This window comes from Streptomyces inhibens (genome assembly GCF_022221585.1).
Lineage (GTDB): Bacteria > Actinomycetota > Actinomycetes > Streptomycetales > Streptomycetaceae > Streptomyces > Streptomyces inhibens.
Window position 1 is genome coordinate 8,518,647 of sequence record NZ_CP084681.1, and the last position, 13,559, is coordinate 8,532,205.

Sequence of the window (13,559 nt, forward strand, 5' to 3'; positions counted from 1 at the left end):
GGCGCTTTTTTATTTCCGGTGCTGCTTTCCGGACGGGGCAATCATCGCGGCGACGCCGGGTCCGCGCAGTGCGGACCCACAGGCACTGCCCCGAAGGAGATTTTGATATGGCTACTGGCACCGTGAAGTGGTTCAACGCGGAAAAGGGCTTCGGCTTCATCGAGCAGGAGGGTGGCGGCCCCGACGTCTTCGCCCACTACTCGAACATCGCCACCCAGGGCTTCCGTGAGCTCCAGGAAGGTCAGAAGGTGACCTTCGACGTCACGCAGGGCCAGAAGGGCCCGCAGGCCGAGAACATCGTTCCCGCCTGACGCTGACGCGTAGGACCTAGCTGGAGCCCGCACTCGTGCGGGCTCCAGCTCCTTGCTGTTGGCAGAGTTGTCCGACGTGCACGGTTCCGGCCGGATGCAAGTGCATCCACGGCCTATGAGCCGGCCAAAGCTGCCCACTCCGGTGGACACCCGGCATTCTGCCGCCGACGCCGCTGTTTTTTCCGTCCGATGCGGCCGGCTACTTTTCAGTCTTTTATCCGGCTCGTTCTTGCAATTCGTTCGGCGCATTCTTGCCGAGAATTCCTCGATACGTGCCATATCGAGGAAGGTTCTCCATGAACCGCTCAGCTCGTACGAACGACCGCTACTCCAATTCCCGCAAGAGCAGCTCCGCCGGTTCCGACCGGGGCGCCCGCTTCCGGCCGAAGGGCCAGAGCCGCTCCGGCAACCGTTCCGGCGGAAACGGGCGTCGCCCCTCCGTGCCGGCGGAGTTCGCGCTGCCGGTCACCATCACCCCGGCCCTGCCCGCCGCTGCGACCTTCGGCGAACTCGACATGCCGGCCGAGCTGCTGACGACGCTCACCGGCCTCGGCGTGAACGAGCCGTTCCCCATCCAGGCGGCCACGCTGCCGAACTCCCTCGCAGGCCGTGACGTCCTGGGCCGCGGCCGCACCGGTTCGGGCAAGACGCTCGCCTTCGGCCTGGCGCTGCTGGTGCGTACCGCCGGACAGCGTGCCGAGCCCCGGCAGCCGCTGGCCCTGATCCTCGTCCCCACCCGCGAGCTGGCCCAGCAGGTCACGGACGCGCTCACCCCGTACGCCCAGTCCCTCAAGCTGCGGTTGGCCACGGTGGTCGGCGGTATGTCGATCGGCCGCCAGGCCGGCGCACTGCGCGCCGGGGCCGAGGTGGTCGTCGCGACCCCCGGCCGCCTCAAGGACCTCATCGAGCGCAAGGACTGCCGTCTGGACCAGGTGAAGATCACCGTCCTGGACGAGGCCGACCAGATGGCCGACATGGGCTTCATGCCCCAGGTCACCGCCCTGCTCGACCAGGTACGCCCCGACGGCCAGCGGCTGCTGTTCTCGGCCACCCTGGACCGCAACGTCGACCTCCTGGTCCGGCGCTACCTCCACGACCCGGTGGTCCACTCCGTCGACCCCTCGGCCGGCGCCGTCACCACGATGGAACACCACCTGCTGCACGTCCACGACGCGGACAAGCACGCCACCACGACCGAGATCGCCGCCCGCGACGGCCGCGTGATCATGTTCCTGGACACCAAGCACGCCGTGGACAAGCTCACCAAGCACCTGCTGAACAGCGGTGTACGCGCCGCCGCGCTGCACGGTGGCAAGTCCCAGCCCCAGCGCACCCGCACCCTGGCCCGGTTCAAGACCGGCGAGGTCACGGCGCTGGTGGCCACCAACGTCGCGGCCCGCGGCATCCACGTCGACAACCTCGACCTCGTCGTCAACGTCGACCCGCCCACCGACCACAAGGACTATCTGCACCGCGGCGGCCGCACCGCCCGCGCCGGCGAGTCCGGCCGCGTCGTCACCCTGGTCCTGCCCAACCAGCGCCGCGACATGGCGCGCCTGATGGCCGACGCCGGCATCACCCCGCAGACCACCCAGGTCCGCTCCGGTGAGGCCGAACTCAGCCGGATCACCGGCGCCCAGGCGCCCTCCGGTGTCCCGGTCATCATCGCCGCGCCGGTCACGGAGCGCCCCAAGCGCAGCGGCGGCAGCGCCCCGTTCCGCGGCCGGGGCACCCGCCCGGGCCGGCCCGGCCGCTCAGGCGGCGAGTCCCGCCGGTCCGCCGAGGCCCGCCAGCTCACCGAGGCCCGCAAGGCCGCACGGGTCCGTCGTTCGTCATGACCGGGTCCGGCCCGACAACCGCCTTGTGAGCGCGGCACTTTGCGGCTTGGGAGGGCGCCCTCGCACGGGGAGATTTAGACGTGCAGGGCGTCCGCCCGCGCCGGGACGACCGGAAGCAGCAGGTAGGAAGGGTGCTTCCCGCCGCTGATGAGGGTCGTCCGGCCGGCGTGGACGTCGGAGCCCCGGTCCTTGGTGTCGTTGTGCAGGAAAAGGCCGTTGCCGCGCATGGAGATACCGAACGCGGACGGCCACGGCCCCTCGCCGGGGAACTCGAAATCCCGCCCCTGCACCGATACGCCGAGGCGGTAGCCGGCGGGGACGATCACCGACGTCGGCCAGATCTCGACCTGGAGGTCGACCGGTTCGCCGGGGGTGAGCGGCTGCCGCTCGTCGTAGGTGTGCCACGGCCGGTACGGCTCGCTGCGCGCGGGATCGAGCTTCCGGAGTGAGGAACGCAGCCAGCCCAGTGCGATGGCGCCGTTCGGGTCCATGGCGCTGGTGAAGGCGACATCGCGCCCGTCGGGGTCCTGTACGCGGAGGGTGAGGAACACATCGGCGTCCGTCGTCGACGAGGCAACCCGTAGCGACGCGGCCGCCGGCCCGGTCACTTCCAGGGTCTCGGCCAAGGGCTCGGTCCAGAACGTCAGGCCGTCGCCGAGCGCGTCGAACTCAGCGCTTCTCTCGGTGGGGTCGCTCTCGGGTGAGAGCGCGTTACGGGCGAGGTCGAGATGGAACTTCGTCCACTCCGTCCGCGCCGGCGGCCACTCCGTTTCCGCGCGCTGCTCGAAACTGCCGTCGACCCGCCGCACGTTGAGGAAGACCGGAGGCTGGTCGTCCCAGCCGGTGTCCTCACCCTTGAGGAAGTGTCCGAAGAAGCGCTTCTGCAGCCCGACGCCGTAGTCGGTGTAGAACTCGACCCAGTGCTGTAGGCCATGCACCTCAAGCCACTTCTGGTCGCTCGCGACGCCCGCGTATCCCTCGAACCCGCCCCGGGTGTGCAGATGGTGCGCCCAGTTGGTCGCGGAGAGCACCGGGACGGTGATTTTCGACAGGTCCGGGGTCCGGTCCCGGTAGTGCGCGTCGAGCAGCGGATGTTCGTACAACGCGGTCACCGAATCGGCGGCGTTCTTCGCCCGCTCCGCGTCGCTCAGCACATCGGGGCCGGCGACCCGCACTCCCGTGACCGGGTGCCGCGGGCCGTTCTCGACACCGTGCTGTACGGACGCGACCTGCACCGGGTACCACTGCTGGAGGAAGATGTGCAGGATCCCGCCGTGATGGGTGAGTTCACGGTAGAAGTCGCAGGCGCCCTCCCAGGGGCAGATGGCCGCGAGGTGCGGGGGCCGTAGCGCCGCGACCTGCCACTGGTTGACCGCGTAATAGGAGATGCCGAGCAGGCCGACCTTGCCGTTGCTCCAGGGCTGGACGCCCGCCCACTCGATGCAGTGGAAGTAGTCCTGCGTCTCCCGGGGCGAGAAGATGTCCAGGTAGCCCGGTGACCGTCCGGCACCCCGGGAATCCACGCGGATCACGACGTAGCCGTCGGGTACCCACTTGTCGGGGTCGGCCGTCTCCCAGTTCTGGTAGCGGTTCGACGAGCCGGCGAGCGCGTCCGGGTGCTCGGTCTCCAGGTTGTGCCACATGGGCTGGAAGCCTTCCTGGAAGGCAAGCCCCTTGGCGTACGGGCCGTGCGTCATGATCACGGGATGGGGTCCGCCGTCGTCCGGCCGGTACACATCGGCGCGGAGCGCGACCCCGTCGTCCATCGTGATCGGTTCATCCCAGTCGATGCGCATCGCGCTGCTTCCTGTACGGCTGTACAGCTTGAATTGTCCGCGCGTATCTCCCGGTCCGCCACAGCGTGGGCGAGGCCGGGCGGGGCGATCCGGCCCCCATGCTGTCGGCAGGCAGGTTGGTTACGTTGGAAGCAGGCAGGTCGACGGCTCAGCAGGAGCAGGCCGAACCGGCCCTTGCGGCCTCTTGCCTCAAGCTCGTTCGAAGGCTTGCCTCAAGCTCATCCGAGGGGCGTTTCCCATGGCATCTGACCAGATCCCCGGTATCGATCCCACCGCGGCTCCGAGCGGAGACGGTTGTGTGGAGTGCTTGGCGGGCGACGGGCCGGGTTGGTGGTTTCACCTGCGGCGTTGCGCCGCGTGCGGGCACATCGGATGCTGCGATTCCTCACCCTCGCAGCACGGTACGAAGCATGCGCGCGAGGCGGGCCACTCCTTCCTGACCAGCTTCGAGCCGGGAGAGGACTGGTTCTGGAACATCGAGACCGACCAGTACTACGAGGGGCCGCAGCTGCCCCGGCCCACGGCGCATCCGGCCTCCCAGCCGACGCCGGGCCCGCGGGGCAAGGTTCCCGCGGACTGGGAGCGGCAGCTGCACTGACGGTGCCGGGTGAGGCGGCACCCGGGGCACCCGGCATCAGGCATCCGGAGACGGCGCCTGCGGGTCGGTGGTCCCGCCGGGGCAGGCGAGGCGGTCGATGTCCCAGCCGGCGCGTCCGGCCCCCGCCCGGTACGCGCTCGCGTAGAAGGCGAGGACGGCCGCCCGAGGATCGCTCTCCGCACGGGCCTCGTCGTACGGCAGCACGGCCAGGTGGCTGTCGTTGCGGGTCACCCAGCGTGCCGACGCGGGGGTGAGCGGCTCCTCGGCCAGTGCCGCGGGCTCGGGAGCGGTGTACGAGTAGAAAGCCGGCTGGGCGAAGGTGTCGTCACCGAACCAGAATCCGAAGCTGATCACCTCGCGGGAGTAGGCCTCTCGGGTCACCGGATCCACCTGCGGCGGCTGGTCGATCTGCCGCCCGGAGAACCGGCTGTGGGCGATGTCGAAGGTGTGCCAGAAGTGATGCACCGGGCTGGCCTTCCCGGAATAGCCGGCGGCGAATTCCTCCAGCACCAGCGCCACCTGGCTGAGGACCTGCCAGTAGCGGTTGGCGTGTGCGGGATCGTAGGCCGCATGCTCGGTGTCTTCGGCGAACGGCCGGGTGGCATCGGGCAGGTCGAACGGCCGGGGAATATCGATGTTCACCCGGATCCCCAGCGCGGCCAGTGCGTCCAGCGTGCTGTCGTGGAAGGACGCCACGGACTGGCCCAGCAGCGGGATGGAGAGCGCTCTGCCGTCCAGCGTCGAGACGACCAGCTGATGGTCGACGAAGTCGAAGTCGATCGTGAAGACCGGATTGCCGTCGACCAGTCCCATCGGACGTGTGGTGATGCCCCGTCCGGTGAGGTGGAACGGCACATTCCACCAATGGTTGCGCCGGGCACTCGCGGCGAGCCGGATCTTGCCGACGACTTGCGCGAAACGGTGCAGCGTTTCCTTGGTGTCCTGCCACTCCGCGAGCGGTATCGGCGGGAACAGCTCCATCGCGTTCCCCTTCCTGCCCGGTGGTCCTGCCGGCCGGGCCATTCCATGATGGCCATTGCGCGCACGTACGGCATCCCGCAGGGCGACAAGGGGCGTACTGGGCGCACTGGGTGTATAGGACGTATGCGGTCCTACCGGGTGGGCGTATAGGTCCTACCGGGCGTGCGAGGGACCGACTCGGGTCACGGTCGTGCGCCGTCCTTGTCCCTCCCCGACGACGGTCCGGCCCAGGCTGCCAGCGCGTCCGCTCGCTCGGCCCGCCGGGCGTCCGCATCGGCGGTGCGGGTGGCCCAGGCGACGTGGCCGTCAGGGCGTACGAGGACTTCGGACACCCCGTCCAGGTCCGGGTGCTCGTCATGTCGGGTGACGGTCACGGCGGTGACCCGCGAGCTCCGTCCGGCCCCGACGGCCTCCCGCAGGCCCGGATCCCCCGCGAGGTCGAGCAGGACGAAGCGGCCGTGGGGGAGCAGTTCATAGACCCGTACCGCCGCTGAACCGGAGGCGGTCAGTCCGATGTCGGGCATACGCCGCCCCACCAGCGGATCGGCGTCGGCGGTGGCGGGCGGGTAGCAGATGCCGAGCGCGGAGACCAGAGCGGCCAGCCGGCGGTTGACCTCTTCCATGCCCAGCAGTTCGTCGAAGAGCTTGCGCAGGGCGGTCGCGGGGCGCCGGTACCGCGGGACGAGCGTCAGCTCCGCCAGCAGGGTCTGGACCTCGGTGTTCTCGGTGACCGCCTGCCCGACCGGGCGGCGCTCCGCGTCGTAACTGTCGAGCAGTCCGGACGGCGCCCAGCCGTTGATCTCGCCGGCCAGCTTCCAGCCCAGGTTCATGGCGTCCTGGAGGCCGGTGTTGAGCCCCTGGCCCGCCGCGGGGAAGTGGATATGGGCGGCGTCGCCCGCCAGCAGGACCCGGCCGGAACGGTAACTGGCCGCGAGCCGGGTGGCGTTGCCGAAGCGCGACAGCCACCGGGGCCCGTCGACCCCGCAGTCCGAGCCGCAGATCCGCGTCAGCGACGTACGGAACTCCTCCAGGGTCACCGGTTCCGCGGCCGGCGTCCGCATCCGCTCCGGATCCATGCAGACGAACCGCGTCAGCCCGCCCTCCAACGGGACGATCAGTACGCCATGGGCCCGTGCGGCGTCGAGAACGCCAGGATCCGCGTCCACGACCGTGAAATCCCCGAGCACCCCGGTCACCGTCTCGTCGCTGCCGGGGAAGCCGATCCCGGCCGCCTCCCGCACCGTGCTCCGCCCGCCGTCGCACCCGACCGCGTACTTCGCCCGTACGGTCTCGATGCCGCCGCCGGGGCCGCGTACCTCCACTTCGACCCCGTCGGCGTCCTGGCTGAGCCCGACGGTTTTGTACCCGCGGCTGATCTCCACGTCCAGCTCGTGCGCCCGCTCCGCCAACAGCGCCTCGGTGCGCGCCTGGGCCAGGAACAGGGTGTAGCCGTGCCGGCTGTCGAGCGCGGCGAAGTTCAGCTGGGTGTCCAGGGCGGCGAAGTGCCAGCCCGGCACGGTCTTGCCGAGGGCCAGGAAGCGGGGGGCCAGGCCTCGTAGGTCCATCAGTTCCATGCTGCGCGGGTGCAGGGTCAGCGCGCGGGAATCCCGCTGCGGCTCGGTGCGGCGCTCCACGATCCGGGTGCGTACGCCGGCCAGAGCCAGCTCGCAGGCGAGCATCAGCCCGGTCGGGCCGGCGCCCACGACGATCACATCGGTGTCCATGGCGGTACCCCTCATCTATCGAACCAGCATTTAGTGAACAACGTTCACGTGAACGTTGTTCACTATAGTGAGGTCCATGAGCTCCCCGTCAACCCCGACCAGAGGCCGGCCCGCACGGCTCGACCAGGCCCGCACCATCGAGACCGCCCTGGAACTGCTCGACGAATCCGGCCTCGACGCGCTGACCATGCGGCGCCTCGCCGACGCGATGGGCGTGCAGGCGGGCGCGCTCTACCGGTACTTCGCCACCAAGCAGGACCTGCTGACCGCGATGGCGGAGCGGATGCTGGCCGACGTCATCCCGCCGACGGATGACGGCGACTGGAGCGAGCGCCTGACCGGCCTGGCGAGGTCGATGCGTACGGCCCTGCTCGCCCATCGCGACGGTGCGCGGGTGTATGCCGGTACGCACTCGACAGGGGTGAACACCCTGGGCTTCGCCGACGCGGCGGTCGGCGTGCTGCGCGAGGCGGGATTCGGCGACGAAGGCGCCGCGCGGACCCTCATGGCGATGGCCAACTTCACCCTCGGCCACACCCTGGAAGAACAAGCCGCCCTGCAACCGGGGAACGAGGCTCCCGCGGACGCGGGGCGACTGCGCGAAGCGGTGACGGCAGGGGCGTATCCGCACCTCACCGCCACCCTGCCCGTGCTCACCAGTACGGATTTCACGGCGCACTTCGAGTTCGGCCTGCGGCTGCTTGTCGAGGGCCTGAAGGCGCATCGGGAACGGCCGGCATGACCCGGTCCCACTCCTCGGCTCCTCGGCTCCTCGGCTCCTCGGCTCCTCGGCTCCTCGGCTCTTCGGTTCCTCGGCTCCTCGGCTCCTCGGCTCTTCGGTTCCTCGGCTCCTCGGCTCCTCGGCTCTTCGGTTCCTCGGCTCCTCGGCTCCTCGGCTCCTCGGCTCTTCGGTTCCTCGGCTCTTCAGCTCTCCGGGTTGGGGTGGTGGCGCTTGCGATACCGGGCGATCGCGGACTTCGGGGGGAAGTTGGGGACGAACGTGAGTGCCCCGTCAGCTTTGGAGATGACGAGGTGGCTGCCACCGAACGAGCGTGGCTCGGTAGGGGGGAAGGTGGCGTAGATGAGGTAGCCGATGTCGAATTCCTGGACGTGCACGGACGCCGGGGTGCCATCGTGACAGCGCGGCTGGAAGCTGGTGCGGGCCGTTGCGAGCGCTTCCTCGGCGGTCGTCGGCACGGCGTTCTCGGGCTCCGGTGAATCGGTCTCCGGCACGCGTTCTCTCCTCGTTCGTGGCCCGGCTCGGCGTGAACTGGCAGCTTTGGCAGCAGCGGAAACGTGCCTTCGTGGGTCAGGGTGCCTCATGGGACGTAGGCAGGAAATCGCGGAACTGCGGTGCGCCGGCTTCCGGGGTCAGTCTGGTGGCGCGAGCGGTGAAGCTGATGGCGTGGTACCAACCGCACAGCATGAGCAGGTCCAGGAGCTGTTCCGGGCCGAATGCACCGCTGAGTCGGTCCCACAGCGGGTCGTCGAGGTCGTGGTGGGTGTGCAGTGCATCGGCCGCATCGAGGAGCAGCCGGTCCCGTTCGGTCGTCCAGCAGGGGTCGACGCTCGATCCGTGCGTCAGCGAACTGATCTGCGCGTCGGTGAGTTCGGCGCGGGAGGCGAAGCGTGCGATGTGCACGCCCCATTCGTACTCGCAGCCGCACAGGGCGCAGGTGCGGTCGATGACGATCTCCCGGTCCCGCAGTCCGAGACTGAGCCGGCGACTGAGCTCGTACGCGCCCCAGCCGTGCAGCGCCTCGGCGAGCGGCACGTTGCGTGCGTACAGCCGGAACAAGGCGATGGGCTCCTGCTCGCCGGGCATCATGCGGCGCAGCACCGCGGCAACCCCCTCCGAGGGGTAGGGGGCTTCGACCGGCGGGATCCGAACGGTCATGATTGTTCCCTCCCTTCAGGTGCTTCGAATTTCGAAGCGCCCGGAGGGAGGGTAGTGTTTCGGAAATCGAAGCGCTACCCCTGAGTGGAGAGGAACGGCGAGCATCATGACGGCAGCACCGAAACCCCGACGTCCCGTCCGCGGCTCCACAACAGGCCGCCCTCTCATGGCTGCGCTCGACCTGTTCGGACGGCGATGGACCTTGCGCATCCTGTGGGAACTGCGCGGCCAGACCCTTGGTTTCAGGCCGTTGCAGCAGCAGTGCGACGGCATGTCCTCCAGCGTGCTTCAGCAGCGCCTCACCGAATTGCAAGAGGCCCAGCTCGTAGAGCGCGATGCCGAGGACGGCTACCGCCTGACAGCTCTCGGCAAGGAAGCCTGCGATGAGCTGCGGGGGCTGCATCGATGGTCCGAACGCTGGGCCACCGCACTCGACCGGATGTCGCCCGGCGGGTCAGGTCCGAAGCCGTAGTCGTACAGGGCTCGCTCAAGGCTCGTTCAGGGTGCGGGCGCCACTGACTGCCCGCCCGTGAGTTCGCCCGGTCTTCGCGATCGCCTGGATACTGGACAGGTGAGCGGTCAGTGGCCGTGCGGGATCAGGCGTCCGACCGTCTTCCATACGGAGGGCATCCCCCGATGGACGGGATCCGGTGCGACGGGTCCCGGCGATGCCGCCGTGCGCAGTGAGGGGATGGTCGGGAGCTCCCAGTCGCACGGGGGAGGGGCGCAGTCGGCGTGTGCGGCGCCGTGCTCCTTCAGAGCGACGCTGACGAGGGTGAGCAGGAGAGCGATGTCGGCGTCGCAGTCGAGAAGTACGGTGATCCACGACGCCCCGGGCCGTACCCGGATCGCGGTGCTCAGCCGCAGCTGTGGGAGGAGGCGTTCGATCGCCGCGCGGGTGAGGTGCAGATCCGCGGCATCGTTGGAGTGGAAATGGACGATTTCGTCTCCGGCTGTTCCGAAGGCACGTCCAACGGCGCACCGGGGCGAGCCACTTACCAGGTTCGGCCACGACTCCAACTGAGCCATGGCGCGATCGGCCGCGGTCATAAGCACCATCCTTGCGTACTCTCTACCCCGTGAACCACCCCCATTCACCACCTGCTTGGGAAAGTGACTGTTCCGGGGCCCGCCAATGGGCCGGTTGCCTGGCCTGACAGCATGATCGGTGTGACGCGCATACTGACTCATCGCGATCTGATTGAGGTGCTCGACCCCCGTGGCTGCCTTGAGGCGCTCCGTGAGGGCTTTCGTCGCGTGGATGCCGCGGCAATTCCTGGGCAACGGGTCCGTACCGACCTGCCGTTCGACGGTACCGCCACTGCGCTGATCCCCGGCCTCCTCCCCGGTATCGATGCGTACACCGTGAAGGTCAACGCGAAATTCCCCGGTGCCGGACCGGCCCTGCGTGGTGTCATCTGCCTCCACAGCGGCCGGGACGGTGAACTGCTCGCCCTCGTCGACTCCGCCACCATCACCGCCTGGCGCACCGGACTGGGCGCCGCCCTGGGAACGCATCTGCTTGCTGCGCCCGACCCCCACGGTGCGGCCGCGCTGGGCATCATCGGCGCCGGCGCGCAGGCCGAACTCACCGTCCGCGGCCTGCGCGAGATGCGCCGCTGGGGCGAGCTGATCGTCCACGACACCGACCCACAACGCGCCGCCGAGTTCGCCGCGCGCCACCACGGCACCACCGCCGACTCCGCAGCCGAAGTCGCCTCCCGTGCACAGATACTGCTGCTCGCCACGTGGTCCCGTCAGCCGCTGCTCGGCCTTGCCGACATCCGGCCGGGCCGGCACCTGACCGCCCTGGGCGCCGACGAACCCGGAAAGCAGGAGCTCACCTCCGAACTCCTGGAGGCTGCCCTACTCACGGTCGACGACCGCCATCTGGCCGCCACCACGGGAGCACTCGCGAACGCGGGCCTTCCGGCAGACGCTGCCGATGCCACCCTCAGTGAGATCCTTCGTCAACGGCACCCGGGCCGCACCCACCCCGATCAGATCACCGTGTACGCCCCCGTCGGCCTGCCCTGGCAGGACCTCGCGCTCACCTGGACGGCCCACGGGGAAGCCGAACGCCGAGGCCTCGGAACCACCGTCGACCTGCTGGCCTGAGGACCGGACAACCGAAATCGGTGCTACGGCTTGAGCCGACCGTGGGCAACCGGGGCGGCCGGGGCGGCCGGGGCATCCACGCGACGGCGCTTGGCTCGCGGTTCGTTTGGCGGAATACAAAGGGTCGAATCGGACTGTTGCGGGTCATAGTGGGGTGTAAACGCAGTGGTAGCGGCCCATTGGAGTAGGGGAGAGCGGGATGCCGAAGTACCTGGTTCAGGCGAGCTACACCCCCGAGGGAGCGAAGGGACTGCTCACCGAGGGCGGAAGCGGGCGCCGAGCTGCCTCGGAGCAGGCCGTCGCATCCTGTGGCGGCACACTTGAGGCGATGTACTTCGCTTACGGGGACGCCGACTTGTACTGCATCGTCGACTTCCCCGACCGCCTGTCGATGGCTGCTGTCGCGATGGCGGTCCGAGCTTCCGGGGCGGTGCAGTCCAAGGCGATTCCCCTGCTGGCCGTCGAGGAGATCGACGAGGCGGCGAAGAGGAGCAAGAGCGTCGAGTTCCGCTCGCCCGGCAGCTGACGGTCATCGATGTCGTCCAGCCGGGCCCCGTCGACACCGACATGAACCCGGCGCACGGCGAACTCACCCCGCCCTCATGGCGCAGGTGCCGCTCGGCCGCTACGGCCGTCCGGAGGAGAGCGCGGCGGCAATCGTCTTCCTCGCCGGACCGGCCGCGTCCTACCTCACGGGTGCGGTGCTCGATGTCGACGGCGGGGCCGGGGCATAGCCCTCTCGTCCATGTGGGCAGGCGCCGAGCACCCCGGGAGTGAGGGCGTATCGGAGAGCGGGGCTCGGGTTCTCCCGGTGGCCTCAGCGGGTATCTGACGGAAGGTGGCCCGCACCCGAGGGAGGCGCCGGTGAAGGACTTCGACTGGCTGTTTTCAGGGCCGATCGCGCACCGTGGGCTGTTCGGTCCAGAGGCGGGTGTACCGGAGAACTCCCTGACTGCCTTTCGGCTGGCGGCAGAGCGAGGAATCCCCTTCGAGCTCGATGTTCAACTGTCCGGTGACGGCACCCTCGTTGTCGCGCACGATGCGACTCTGGCCCGTATGGCAGGCTGCCCGAAGCGCATTTCCGAACTCGGCCGCGAGGAATTGAGCAGGCTCCGGCTCGGCGAATCCGATGAACCGGTCCCCACGCTGCAGCAGGTGTGGGAGATCATCGACGGCCGGGTTCCCGTCATCGTCGATGTGCGGCGCTGGGGCATCGAGTCCAGTCCTCGTCTGGAGCGGGCGGTAGCCGGCAGTATTCGCGACTACCCGGGGCCGGTCGCCGTGCAGTCCTTCGACCCGCTTGCCGTCCACCGCCTTCGTCGGCTCGTCGACGGCAGGCCCGTCGGTCAGGTTTCAGGAGCCCTGCGGTCCGCGGGGCGAGTAACCGCGCTGATCGGCAGCACCATGGCCGCCAACGTCCTGACGTCACCGGATTTCATCTCCTACGAGCTCGATATGCTCCCGTCCCGGTATGCCGCTTTCTGGCATCGACGCGGCATACCGCTCCTGGCCTGGACGGTCAGTTCCTCGGAAAGCGAGGCACGCGCGGCGCAGGTGGCCGACAATTTCTTCTTCGACGGGTATCTGCCGACCGCCTACCAGCATTCCGTCGTGCCGCCGGCTCAGCAGCAGTAGCCCTGTCGACAGGCGTGCGCGAGCGTGAGGAGGACCATGCGTGTGTCATGGCGGGGTTTTCGGGCCCCTGCCGTCGAGGAGTTCCTGGAAGCCGCCGATGGGCAGCTGGATATGGCGGCCGAGCGCTATGTGCAGCAAATGCGGCATTTTTACGATGTCCGTGCCCGCTGGCATCGACGAGGCTACCGAACCAGCGGCATCATCGTGATCGGCGTCGGTGCCCTGCTGCCCCTTCTGGCCACCGCGTCCTACCCCCACAAACAGCTGATCGTGTCCCTGGCGGGTGTGGCCGTCTCGGCGGTCACGGCGCTGCGCTCGTTCTACCGTTTCGACCAGTCGTGGATCTTGTTACGCAATACCGAGATAGCGGTCAGCGAGGCGTACCTCAACTGGAAACTCACACGCAGCGAAGAGGAACAGGCGCCGCACGACATTGATCCTGCGGAGCGCGCCGCTGCCACACGGGGGTTGATCGACGCAGTCATGCGGATTCGTCGCGACGAAGCCGATTCGTACTTCAACGAGTTGCCCACACCTCAACCCGGCGCGGATGTTCATATCTCGATTCCGCCACCGTATACGCGCCGACGGACGTGATGGCCGGATAGCCATCTCGCCCGGGGAGCGGGGGTGCGGGGGAGCAGCGGGAGGGGTGGCGGGA

The 13,559-nt window shown here is 69.0% G+C and carries 15 protein-coding genes and 1 pseudogene; 10 read left to right on the top strand and 6 right to left on the bottom strand.

Features of this window, described 5'->3' with window-relative positions; genetic code table 11:
* The first annotated feature begins 107 nt into the window (after nt 1-107).
* Nucleotides 108-311, top strand: a complete 204-nt coding sequence (locus KI385_RS38090) for a cold-shock protein (protein WP_046247661.1) — start codon at nt 108-110, stop codon at nt 309-311.
* Nucleotides 312-607: 296 nt separating this feature from the next.
* Entirely contained in the window at nt 608-2,149 is a 1,542-nt protein-coding gene (locus KI385_RS38095) for a DEAD/DEAH box helicase (RefSeq protein WP_238576583.1), read from the top strand.
* 74 nt (nt 2,150-2,223) lie between these two features.
* Here the strand turns inward: KI385_RS38095 and KI385_RS38100 are convergent, their stop codons facing one another.
* Nucleotides 2,224-3,945: a CocE/NonD family hydrolase gene (locus KI385_RS38100; protein WP_238576584.1), complete on the bottom strand. Its 1,722-nt coding sequence runs from the start codon at nt 3,943-3,945 to the stop codon at nt 2,224-2,226.
* 238 nt (nt 3,946-4,183) lie between these two features.
* Here KI385_RS38100 and KI385_RS38105 point away from each other — a divergent pair, with 238 nt between their 5' ends.
* Nucleotides 4,184-4,543, top strand: coding sequence for a UBP-type zinc finger domain-containing protein (locus KI385_RS38105; protein WP_238576585.1), 360 nt, complete (start codon nt 4,184-4,186; stop codon nt 4,541-4,543).
* 36 nt (nt 4,544-4,579) lie between these two features.
* On the opposite strand, the gene KI385_RS38110 is transcribed toward KI385_RS38105, so the two are convergent.
* Both KI385_RS38110 and KI385_RS38115 read right to left on the bottom strand, forming a co-directional pair.
* Nucleotides 4,580-5,524, bottom strand: coding sequence for a DUF5996 family protein (locus KI385_RS38110; RefSeq protein ID WP_238576586.1), 945 nt, complete (start codon nt 5,522-5,524; stop codon nt 4,580-4,582).
* 182 nt (nt 5,525-5,706) lie between these two features.
* Nucleotides 5,707-7,248 (bottom strand): monooxygenase, encoded by a 1,542-nt coding sequence (locus tag KI385_RS38115; protein ID WP_238576587.1) that lies wholly within the window; start codon nt 7,246-7,248, stop codon nt 5,707-5,709.
* Nucleotides 7,249-7,324: 76 nt separating this feature from the next.
* Between KI385_RS38115 and KI385_RS38120 the strand changes: the two genes are divergently transcribed.
* Entirely contained in the window at nt 7,325-7,990 is a 666-nt protein-coding gene (locus KI385_RS38120) for a TetR/AcrR family transcriptional regulator (RefSeq protein ID WP_238576588.1), read from the top strand.
* A gap of 182 nt (nt 7,991-8,172) precedes the next feature.
* On the opposite strand, the gene KI385_RS38125 is transcribed toward KI385_RS38120, so the two are convergent.
* Both KI385_RS38125 and KI385_RS38130 read right to left on the bottom strand, forming a co-directional pair.
* Nucleotides 8,173-8,481, bottom strand: coding sequence for a hypothetical protein (locus KI385_RS38125; protein ID WP_238576589.1), 309 nt, complete (start codon nt 8,479-8,481; stop codon nt 8,173-8,175).
* Between the two features lie 76 nt (nt 8,482-8,557).
* The gene (locus KI385_RS38130) at nt 8,558-9,145 is read right to left on the bottom strand and encodes a carboxymuconolactone decarboxylase family protein (RefSeq protein ID WP_238576590.1); all 588 of its coding nucleotides are present in this window, start codon (nt 9,143-9,145) and stop codon (nt 8,558-8,560) included.
* Between the two features lie 166 nt (nt 9,146-9,311).
* On the opposite strand from KI385_RS38130, the gene KI385_RS38135 reads away from it, so the two are divergent.
* Nucleotides 9,312-9,617 carry a winged helix-turn-helix transcriptional regulator gene (locus tag KI385_RS38135; RefSeq protein ID WP_238576591.1) on the top strand — a complete coding sequence of 102 codons (306 nt, stop codon included), beginning with the start codon at nt 9,312-9,314 and terminating at the stop codon, nt 9,615-9,617.
* A gap of 107 nt (nt 9,618-9,724) precedes the next feature.
* On the opposite strand, the gene KI385_RS38140 is transcribed toward KI385_RS38135, so the two are convergent.
* Complete coding sequence (locus KI385_RS38140) at nt 9,725-10,195, bottom strand: luciferase domain-containing protein (protein ID WP_238576592.1); 471 nt, start codon at nt 10,193-10,195, stop codon at nt 9,725-9,727.
* Nucleotides 10,196-10,315: 120 nt separating this feature from the next.
* Here KI385_RS38140 and KI385_RS38145 point away from each other — a divergent pair, with 120 nt between their 5' ends.
* The 5 genes and pseudogenes from KI385_RS38145 to KI385_RS38165 all read left to right on the top strand — a co-directional run bounded on the left by KI385_RS38145 (nt 10,316) and on the right by KI385_RS38165 (nt 13,495).
* The gene (locus KI385_RS38145; protein WP_238576593.1) at nt 10,316-11,263 is read left to right on the top strand and encodes an ornithine cyclodeaminase family protein; all 948 of its coding nucleotides are present in this window, start codon (nt 10,316-10,318) and stop codon (nt 11,261-11,263) included.
* Nucleotides 11,264-11,462: 199 nt separating this feature from the next.
* Nucleotides 11,463-11,789 (top strand): GYD domain-containing protein, encoded by a 327-nt coding sequence (locus KI385_RS38150; RefSeq protein ID WP_128510889.1) that lies wholly within the window; start codon nt 11,463-11,465, stop codon nt 11,787-11,789.
* Nucleotides 11,774-11,997, top strand: a pseudogene (locus KI385_RS38155) (SDR family oxidoreductase); the annotation flags it as partial. The gene KI385_RS38150 and the pseudogene KI385_RS38155, both read left to right, overlap by 16 nt.
* Before the next feature lie 130 nt (nt 11,998-12,127).
* Nucleotides 12,128-12,898: a glycerophosphodiester phosphodiesterase family protein gene (locus KI385_RS38160; protein WP_238576594.1), complete on the top strand. Its 771-nt coding sequence runs from the start codon at nt 12,128-12,130 to the stop codon at nt 12,896-12,898.
* A 36-nt stretch (nt 12,899-12,934) separates the two neighbouring features.
* The gene (locus KI385_RS38165) at nt 12,935-13,495 is read left to right on the top strand and encodes a DUF4231 domain-containing protein (RefSeq protein WP_238576595.1); all 561 of its coding nucleotides are present in this window, start codon (nt 12,935-12,937) and stop codon (nt 13,493-13,495) included.
* The last annotated feature ends 64 nt before the right edge of the window (nt 13,496-13,559 follow it).

Coding starts and splice junctions, on each gene's coding strand:
- KI385_RS38090 (WP_046247661.1), top strand. CDS start 108: ATGGCTACTGGCACCGTGAAGTGGTTCAACGCGGAAAAGGGCTTCGGC.
- KI385_RS38095 (WP_238576583.1), top strand. CDS start 608: ATGAACCGCTCAGCTCGTACGAACGACCGCTACTCCAATTCCCGCAAG.
- KI385_RS38100 (WP_238576584.1), bottom strand. CDS start 3,945: ATGCGCATCGACTGGGATGAACCGATCACGATGGACGACGGGGTCGCG.
- KI385_RS38105 (WP_238576585.1), top strand. CDS start 4,184: ATGGCATCTGACCAGATCCCCGGTATCGATCCCACCGCGGCTCCGAGC.
- KI385_RS38110 (WP_238576586.1), bottom strand. CDS start 5,524: ATGGAGCTGTTCCCGCCGATACCGCTCGCGGAGTGGCAGGACACCAAG.
- KI385_RS38115 (WP_238576587.1), bottom strand. CDS start 7,248: ATGGACACCGATGTGATCGTCGTGGGCGCCGGCCCGACCGGGCTGATG.
- KI385_RS38120 (WP_238576588.1), top strand. CDS start 7,325: ATGAGCTCCCCGTCAACCCCGACCAGAGGCCGGCCCGCACGGCTCGAC.
- KI385_RS38130 (WP_238576590.1), bottom strand. CDS start 9,145: ATGACCGTTCGGATCCCGCCGGTCGAAGCCCCCTACCCCTCGGAGGGG.
- KI385_RS38135 (WP_238576591.1), top strand. CDS start 9,312: ATGGCTGCGCTCGACCTGTTCGGACGGCGATGGACCTTGCGCATCCTG.
- KI385_RS38140 (WP_238576592.1), bottom strand. CDS start 10,195: ATGACCGCGGCCGATCGCGCCATGGCTCAGTTGGAGTCGTGGCCGAAC.
- KI385_RS38150 (WP_128510889.1), top strand. CDS start 11,463: ATGCCGAAGTACCTGGTTCAGGCGAGCTACACCCCCGAGGGAGCGAAG.
- KI385_RS38165 (WP_238576595.1), top strand. CDS start 12,935: ATGCGTGTGTCATGGCGGGGTTTTCGGGCCCCTGCCGTCGAGGAGTTC.